Consider the following 8201-nt stretch of genomic DNA (forward strand, 5'->3'; position numbering starts at 1 on the left):
ATCTTCTAAAAATTTTGGATGATAATAAACAATTAAACTTGTATTAAGTCTGTCTATATTAAAAGTATCCCAATTATTAATATTATCAAGCATCAAAGTAGTTTCAGCTTTTATAGAAAAGTTTGCTCTTTGTTCTTTATTTTTTATTAGACTACTTTTCATAGGAAGCTTGTAGGCTAAAAAGGTATTGTGCCATCGAAGTCCACTATATTGACCTTGAAGTTCTTCTAACATCCATTTTTTTGGATGAATTTCAATAGAGCTTTTAATAAATTTGAACGCATTGAGTTGGTTACTGTAAGATGATTTTAAAAATCCAATTTCTATATAATTTGTTGCAAAATTACCGGATTGTAAATTGACATCTCCATTTTCGGTATAGAAATTTCCGTTTTGACCATTCGAATGATGTGCAATTTTACCAAAAAGTGTTAATTTATTGGCTGATTCTTTATGACCTGTTAGAAAATAAAATGCTATTTGAGGAATATAACTGGGTGTTTTTACTGGATATGAATATTCATCAAACATTCTTATAATGATTTGAGAGGTAAGTACTGCCATTAATCTTGAATCTTTACGTTCTCGAATTTTAAAATTAGGACTAACATTTGCTTCAAATAGTAAGGGTTCTAAATTTCCAATATCAAAAGGAAATGTAACATAACTTTCTCCTTGGTTAACTTGTGCTATTTTATCTAAACTAAGTGAAACTATTGAATCTGTTTTAGTTTGTGCCGATGAAATAGATGTTATTAAAATAATAGAAATCAAAACTATTTTATTTTTCATGTTTTCATTTATTTGTTGAATTCAAGATTTCTAAAAGTTTGAATTCAATACTTATAAATATTTTGATTTAAGCTAAGTTTCTAATTTGATTTTTTATAACTCCAAACCGCCATGCCGTTTACAAATACTGCAAATCCGGTAACAATTAATAGGTTTGGTAATACTTCATAAAATCCGGATCCTTTTAGTAGAACCATTCTTATGAACTCTACAAAGTATCGAATAGGGTTTAACAATGTTAAGCTTTGTGCCCATTTTGGCATACTTTCGATAGGTGTAAATAAACCACTCATTAATATGAAAATCACCATAAAGAACCACGCAATAAACATAGCTTGTTGTTGGGTTTCGGTATGATTAGATATGTATAGTCCGAATCCTAAAATTAATAGCAAATACACTGATGTAAAACCATAAACAAGGAAAATATTACCTAGCATGGGAACATTAAAAACAACTTTAGCTATAAGTAAGCCAACAGTCAAAATCACTAAGCCAAGTACCCAAAATGGAAATAATTTTCCAACTATAAACTGATATTTTTTTATTGGTGTTACATTAATTTGCTCCAATGTACCTAACTCTTTTTCTCTAACTATATTCATTGATGACAGAAATAAAGTAAGCATAGTAACCAATAAAACCAAGATACCTGGGACCATAAAGGTTTTGTAGTTTAAGGTTTTGTTGTACCAAAAAGACGGTATAACTATAATATTTTGAGGTATTTCTTTGTTTCCTGAAAAATAGTTGGACTGCATTTGAATATTTTGATTGTATGTATTTATAATTTGTGTTACATATACATTTTCAACACCTGCTGTTGCAGCATCTATAGCATTAATACTTACTGAGATACTTGTTTTTTGGTCTTTTTGAAGGTCACGATTGAAGTGAATTGGAATATTTACAATAATATCGGTTTTTCCTTTTTGCATTTCTTGGATAGCTTCTTTTTCAGAAAAATAGGGTTCTGTAACTTTAAAATAGGTTGAGGATTTAAACGAATTTATTAAATCTCTTGATTCCCGACTTTGGTCATTGTCGACAAAAGTAATTGCGATGTTTTTAACATCGAATGTAGCTGCATTTGACAAAATTAATAATTGCAAAATGGGTAATATAAATATCAGTTGGAGCATACTTTTATCTCTAAAAATTTGCTTGAATTCTTTTTGTATGATGAATAATATTGTTTTCATATGTAAAAATTATTTGTTTTTTGGTGCATATGTATCGCTATTTTTATTTGTGTTTGCTTGCGCAAACTTTTTGTTAATGGCGATTTCATAATTTATTTTTATATCCCAATGATTGTTTTTAAACCTTTACAGTAATACTATTCTTACTCTAGTCTAATTTTATATTTTTTGATGCTCAATGTTATAAAAAATACGGTCATCCCAATTAATATAAGGGTTTCTTTCCATATATATTGAATTCCGACACCTTTGAGCATAATGGCTTTTACAATAATAATGAACCATTTTGCAGGTATGATGTTACTGATTACTTGCATGGGTAAAGGCATACTATTTATAGGAAATATAAATCCTGATAGAATAATTACTGGTAGCATCAAACCCATTAATGATAACATCATTGCGGTTTGTTGAGAATTAGAAACGGTAGAAATTAATATCCCCAATGAAAGAGCAGAAATGATAAATAATATACTTTCAAAAGCTAACAAAAAGATGCTTCCATTTATAGGCATTTTGAACACAAAATAGCCTAATGTTAATATTACGATTGCATTGATAATGGAAAGAAAAATATAAGGAAATACTTTTCCAATAATTACTTGAAATGGTTTTAATGGAGAAACTAAAAGAATTTCCATAGTGCCTAATTCTTTTTCTCGTGTGATAGAAATAGAGGTCATCATAGCTGAAACAAGCATTAGAATAACGGTCATTACACCCGGAACAAAATTAAAAACACTTTTGAGTTCAGGATTGTAAAACATTCTCGATTGTACTTCAACCTTTACCGGATTACTATTGGATTGTTTTTTTTGCGATTGATAATTTTGTATAACTGCTGAGGTATAATTTGCTATTGTGTTGGCAACATTAGGTTCGGTCGCATCGGTAATTGCTTGAACTACTGCTACTTTTTTGGTTTCTAGATTTTTACTAAAATTTGGTTCGAAAATAAGAACTGCCTTGATTTTTCCTTTTTTAAATTCTGATTCTATGTCGCTTTCTTTTTCAATTTGGTTTTCAACATTAAAATAGGGTGATGCTTTTATTTTATAGATAATTTTTTGTGTTTCTATATCGTTTGATTGGTCTAAAATGGCAATGTCAACATTGTTAATTTCATTTGTTATGGCAAAACCAAACAATAAAATTTGGGCAATCGGCATACCAAACAGAATAAACAAAGAACGTTTATCTCTGAAAATATGGTAGAATTCTTTTTTTACAAATCCGATAAATCTTTTCATTTGTTTTTTGTTTCTAGTTTAAGTTTCAAGTGTTGTAGTGATTTATTATTCTATATTCCTTGCTAATTTTAAAAAAACATCATTCATAGAATCTACTTTGAATTGTTGTTTTAAATTTTTTGGGGTGTCTAAAGCTTCAATAGAGCCGTCAACCATAATAGAAACACGGTCACAATATTCTGCTTCATCCATGTAATGTGTGGTTACAAAAATGGTAGTACCTTTATAAGCTTGTGTATAAATCATTTCCCAAAATTGTCTTCGGGTTATTGGGTCAACGCCTCCTGTTGGCTCATCGAGAAAAACAATTTTTGGCTCGTGCAGTAATGCAACTGAAAACGACAATTTTTGTTTCCAACCCAATGGTAACGAACCTACTAAATTATTTGCTACTTCTTGAAGTTCTAATTCTTCTATTAATTGTGCGATTTTTTGTTTGATTTGTATTCTTGATAATCCATAAATTCCACCAAAAAAAGTAATGTTTTCTTTAATAGTTAAATCATCATACATTGAGAATTTTTGGCTCATATAACCAATACTTTTTTTTACCATATCGGCTTGTGAGTGAACATCAAAACCTGCAACATTGGCTTCACCTGAAGTAGGATTTGAAATTCCAATCAACATTTTCATAGCTGTTGTTTTCCCTGCTCCATTGGCTCCTAAAAAACCAAAAATTTCTCCTTTATAAACATCAAATGAAATGCCTTTTACAGCAGTAAAATGACCAAACTCTTTTGTTAAATTTTTTACAGATATTATTTTTTCTCTTTCCATTTTTTTGTTTATAAGTCCATGAAAACATCTTCAATGGTTATTGTAGCAGGTTTAATAATTATATCCGTATGATTTTTATTTTTCAAATAGGTTTGTAAATCGTTTGGATTGAAAGTTGCATTTTTATCTATGTAATGTACAAACTCACCAAAAGCATAAACACTGTATTGATTTGGATAATTTTTTAAATCGTGAATCAATCCGTGTGTGTTTTTTGCTTGTACATCATAAATTACTTTTTCGTAGTTGTTAATGATATTTTCAGGTGTTTCTATTTTTAAAATTTTGCCTTTTTGAATTAATGCAATTCTATCGCAAAGAGAAGCTTCATCCATATAGGGTGTTGAAACTAATATTGTAATGCCTTTTTGTTGTAATCTTTTTAGCATTATCCAAAATTCTTTTCGAGAAACGGGATCAACTCCTGTAGTTGGTTCGTCAAGAAATAATACTTTTGGAGCATGAATTAACGCACAACATAATGCTAATTTTTGTTTCATTCCGCCCGAAAGAGCACCTGCTCTTCTGTCTTTGAATGGTTCAATTTGAATGTATATATCTTTAATTAAATCATAATTTTCCTCAATTGTGGTTCCGAAAATAGTGGCAAAAAAATGTAGATTTTCTTCAACAGTTAAATCTTGATATAGCGAGAATTTTCCTGGCATATAGCCAACAGAGTTTCTGATTTCTTTGAGTTGTTTGACTACGTCAAAACCTGCTACTTCAGCACTTCCTTCATTGGCAACTAAAAGCGTAGTAAGTATTCTGAAAATAGTTGTTTTTCCTGCGCCATCAGGTCCAATTAAACCAAATAATTCTCCGTCATTTACATTAAAAGTAATGTTTTCGACTGCTTTTAATTTTTTGTAATATTTTGATATGTTGTTTACAGCAATACTCATTATTTCATCAATAAGAAATTACTTTCATCAATTGCTTTTATTGCGTGTTTTACATTTTCTTCAATCATTACATAAGTGCCTGAATTGAGATTAACGACTGTTCCTTTATCATCAGTAAAAACAGCATTTCCTGAAATGCAAACTAACAATGCAGGTATTTTTGAAACGTGCTCTTTAAGTGTTTCACCTTTTGCTATTTGCAATGAAATTACTTTAGCGTCTTTTGGTTCAAATAATAATTGTGTTTGAACGGGTTTATTTTCGGTATGTAAGTTTTTTAAAATCATTGGAAATATTGATTAAATGCTTTAAACGAATTTTGAATTTCTGTAAACTGATTTGCTGATTTTTCTTTAGAAAACGAATCGACTAATTCTATGTATGGAACTAACCATTTGTGAAGTTCGTCATGAGCTTGTCCTTTCATGGTACAATTTGATGTTAGGATATCAATATTTGTCTTTAATTTATTAGCTAATAATGAATAATTAGTGCTTTTTTCTTGGTCAAAATGGTCTACATCTTTTTCCATATTACGAATGTGTAGCATCATATTATCATCTACCTTCCATTTTTCACCATTGTTTAATTGAATTGTTTCGCTTTCAGAATGTTGGTGTTCTTCAGTTTTAATTTTAGTAGCTTTTTCTTCTTTCGATTTCGTATTACAAGAGAAAAGAAGTAAACTAAATGTAGCTAAAAGGGCAATTTTTATTTTTAACATGTTCTATAATTTTTTAATTAATATTAATTTGGTTTTTCTTATTGATAGTGAAATAAGCAAATGCAACAAAGATTATGGTTACAACAATTCTAAAAATCATTGCACCAATTGTTTTGGTTTCATGCACTCCGTCTGTGTAGATATAAATAATAAAGCAAATAAATGCATTTATGAGAATTAGTGCCGAAATTCCTAAAATAGTTGATGTCCAATTTTTGTTTTTAACAAAGCCATAACTTGCTACTAAATAGATTATGCTACTGATGAAATTTGCCCAAACTATGAACAAAACATAATTTCCTTCTTTGGCTCTAATTCCAAATAAGTCAAAAATTACTGAAGCACTCAAAAACAAGGTAAGTAAACCAAATGCAGCTAACAGAAATGCTATGCCATATGATATTAAATTTTTCATTGTTTATTTATTTCTACCATTTCCTATCCCTTGTCCATTTTTATGCTTTTGTTGAAAATGATCTTCAAACCATTCTGGAGTTTCAATTTCATTATCATAAATGTAAGATGCAATTTTTGTTAGATCATCTTCTTTAAAATCTTGTTTTGGCATAGCATTAAACTTATCAACAGCTCCAATCATCAAAGCATTTTCTGTTTTCGGATCAATAGCATAAGCAACAATAGCTTTTACAAAATCTTCTTTAGAATCATACTCTTTCATATATCTACGTTTTACAGCTACCATTGGAGGAGCAATAATTTCATCATGAGATTTTGTTGTAACACTATGACAAGCGTAACATTTTTGCTGAAATAATTCAAATGCTTTATTATCAGTAGTTAAATTGCTTTCGGTTATTGGAATTGATGACGTTTTGTTATTACAACTTGAAATAAAAAAAGATGTAATTACGATTATTATAAGATTTGCTTTCATATTTTTTGTATTTAATTTTTAAAATTATGTGTTTTTAAAAAATTAATTGTTAATGATATAAACTTAAAACTAACTATTAAGTTGTTATTTTATCCACATTTCTGCTGGCATTCCGATTTTTAGACTACCGTCATTTTTTACTTTTACCTTTACGGCATAAACGAGATTTACTCGTTCTTCTTTTGTTTGAATAATTTTAGGAGTAAACTCTGCCGAAGATGCAATCCATGAAATGTTTCCTTGATATGATTTCATATCTTTTTCAGCATCAATTTTTACCGATACATTTTGTCCAACTTTTATTTTTGACAACTGTGTTTCGCTTACATAGATTCGCAAAGTCATTTCAGAAATATCAGCTATCTTGTATAGTGGTTTTCCAAATGCTGTTATTTCGCCTGGTTCAGCATACTTAGTTAAAACAGTTCCATTAATAGGATTAATAATTTTACTTTTTGCTATTTGATCATTGATTCTAGCAATTTGTACATCTATCGATTTTAAGTCATTTAAAATAGGTGCGTTTTGAGTTCCGACACTTTTAATTTGCTCTTCGATAACTTTTACCTTTCCTTCAATTTCATCTACTTGTCGTTTAGTTGCAGCATTTTCAGAATACATATTACGGATTCGGTTTTTCTCTAATTTAGCTGTTTTTAATTGTTCATTTAAGACGCTTTTTTGTGATATTATATTTGCGGATTTTGACGACACGGTGCTTTTAGAAGCAATTAATTGTTGTTTCGCAAAATGTAATTGTAATGTATCAACTAATCCTACTTGTAATTGAGATTTTAATTCATCTCCTTCTTCGACTTTTAAAAACTCTATTTTACCGTTAGCTTCTGAAGAAATAGTTATTTCAGTTGCTTCAAAATTCCCATAACCGTCAGCTTTATCGTTATTTTTGTTACAAGAAATTAACCCTATCGTTGCTAAAATTATTATGTTTATTTTTTTCATTTTTTTAAATTTTTCGGGTACTATTTTATTTTCCTTTAATTATTTCGTAATTTGATTTAGCTGCTGCTAATTGAACTTCATGCGTTTTCAAAATATTTTTTGCTTCAAATAAATTGGTTAATTCAATAAGATATTCAGACGATGTTATCACACCATTTTTTAATTGAGCATCTGAGGATTTAATAACTTTTTCACGTATTTGAATTATTTCGGTATCAGAAAGCAGCAGTTGTTCTAATTTTTTAATTTCAAAATCTTGCTCTTCTAATTGTATTTTGTTATTTAATTCAAATGTTTCTTTCTCAGATGTTACTATTTCTTTAGATATATCCAATGCTTTTTTATCTATTTTGGTTTTGCCCCAATCAAAAATATTCCAATTCGCTTTTAGGCCAACAACATAAAATGGTTGAAAAGAATTGTCTAACATGTTTAATCCAGGATTACCATAACCCGCTTGACCAAAAGCATTTATTTTTGGAAGATTTGATTTAGATAGTACACTTTTCGAGAACTCTAATTGCTGATTTTGTAAATCATAAAAAGCAATTTCAGGTCTTGTTGTATTAGTGCTATTTGGATATGATACTGGTTGTATTAAAGTTGTTTCGGTATCAATATCTGAAAAAGTTAATTCTGAAAGGTTATTTAATAATTTGATGTTTTCAAATTTAATTTCGGTTAACTGCT

The 8201-nt window shown here is 29.0% G+C and carries 11 protein-coding genes; all 11 read right to left on the reverse strand.

Annotation, left to right across the window (positions count from 1 at the left end; all coding sequences use genetic code 11):
- Window positions 1–792 (reverse strand): hypothetical protein (locus IAI56_RS14680; RefSeq protein ID WP_187658581.1); only part of this gene is annotated, 792 nt, incomplete at its 3' end.
- An 80-nt stretch (window positions 793–872) separates the two neighbouring features.
- Window positions 873–1994 (reverse strand): ABC transporter permease, encoded by a 1122-nt coding sequence (locus tag IAI56_RS14685; protein WP_121314060.1) that lies wholly within the window; start codon window positions 1992–1994, stop codon window positions 873–875.
- Window positions 1995–2137: 143 nt separating this feature from the next.
- Window positions 2138–3244, reverse strand: coding sequence for an ABC transporter permease (locus IAI56_RS14690; protein WP_187658582.1), 1107 nt, complete (start codon window positions 3242–3244; stop codon window positions 2138–2140).
- 45 nt (window positions 3245–3289) lie between these two features.
- On the reverse strand, window positions 3290–4024 hold the full coding sequence (locus IAI56_RS14695; protein ID WP_112112173.1) for an ABC transporter ATP-binding protein: 735 nt from the start codon (window positions 4022–4024) through the stop codon (window positions 3290–3292).
- A gap of 8 nt (window positions 4025–4032) precedes the next feature.
- Entirely contained in the window at window positions 4033–4929 is an 897-nt protein-coding gene (locus tag IAI56_RS14700) for an ABC transporter ATP-binding protein (RefSeq protein WP_187658583.1), read from the reverse strand.
- Complete coding sequence (locus tag IAI56_RS14705) at window positions 4929–5216, reverse strand: cupin domain-containing protein (protein ID WP_187658584.1); 288 nt, start codon at window positions 5214–5216, stop codon at window positions 4929–4931. The genes IAI56_RS14700 and IAI56_RS14705 overlap by 1 nt, the downstream gene beginning before the upstream one ends.
- Window positions 5213–5653, reverse strand: coding sequence for a hypothetical protein (locus IAI56_RS14710; RefSeq protein WP_187658585.1), 441 nt, complete (start codon window positions 5651–5653; stop codon window positions 5213–5215). Before IAI56_RS14710 ends, IAI56_RS14705 begins: the two co-directional genes overlap by 4 nt.
- A gap of 13 nt (window positions 5654–5666) precedes the next feature.
- Window positions 5667–6068, reverse strand: coding sequence for a hypothetical protein (locus tag IAI56_RS14715; RefSeq protein WP_187658586.1), 402 nt, complete (start codon window positions 6066–6068; stop codon window positions 5667–5669).
- A 3-nt stretch (window positions 6069–6071) separates the two neighbouring features.
- A complete protein-coding gene (locus tag IAI56_RS14720) occupies window positions 6072–6548 on the reverse strand; it encodes a c-type cytochrome (protein ID WP_187658587.1) in 477 nt (158 codons plus the stop codon).
- 84 nt (window positions 6549–6632) lie between these two features.
- Window positions 6633–7511: an HlyD family secretion protein gene (locus IAI56_RS14725; protein ID WP_187658588.1), complete on the reverse strand. Its 879-nt coding sequence runs from the start codon at window positions 7509–7511 to the stop codon at window positions 6633–6635.
- Between the two features lie 25 nt (window positions 7512–7536).
- On the reverse strand, window positions 7537–8201 hold a 665-nt coding region (locus IAI56_RS14730), incomplete at its 5' end, for a TolC family protein (protein WP_187658589.1).

The sequence above is a fragment of the Flavobacterium macrobrachii genome, assembly GCF_014486675.1.
Taxonomy (GTDB): Bacteria; Bacteroidota; Bacteroidia; order Flavobacteriales; family Flavobacteriaceae; genus Flavobacterium; species Flavobacterium macrobrachii.

Bases quoted from the DNA above. Each gene is read 5' to 3' on its own strand.
- IAI56_RS14685 (WP_121314060.1), bottom strand. From the start codon at position 1,994: ATGAAAACAATATTATTCATCATACAAAAAGAATTCAAGCAAATTTTT.
- IAI56_RS14690 (WP_187658582.1), bottom strand. From the start codon at position 3,244: ATGAAAAGATTTATCGGATTTGTAAAAAAAGAATTCTACCATATTTTC.
- IAI56_RS14695 (WP_112112173.1), bottom strand. From the start codon at position 4,024: ATGGAAAGAGAAAAAATAATATCTGTAAAAAATTTAACAAAAGAGTTT.
- IAI56_RS14700 (WP_187658583.1), bottom strand. From the start codon at position 4,929: ATGAGTATTGCTGTAAACAACATATCAAAATATTACAAAAAATTAAAA.
- IAI56_RS14705 (WP_187658584.1), bottom strand. From the start codon at position 5,216: ATGATTTTAAAAAACTTACATACCGAAAATAAACCCGTTCAAACACAA.
- IAI56_RS14710 (WP_187658585.1), bottom strand. From the start codon at position 5,653: ATGTTAAAAATAAAAATTGCCCTTTTAGCTACATTTAGTTTACTTCTT.
- IAI56_RS14715 (WP_187658586.1), bottom strand. From the start codon at position 6,068: ATGAAAAATTTAATATCATATGGCATAGCATTTCTGTTAGCTGCATTT.
- IAI56_RS14720 (WP_187658587.1), bottom strand. From the start codon at position 6,548: ATGAAAGCAAATCTTATAATAATCGTAATTACATCTTTTTTTATTTCA.
- IAI56_RS14725 (WP_187658588.1), bottom strand. From the start codon at position 7,511: ATGAAAAAAATAAACATAATAATTTTAGCAACGATAGGGTTAATTTCT.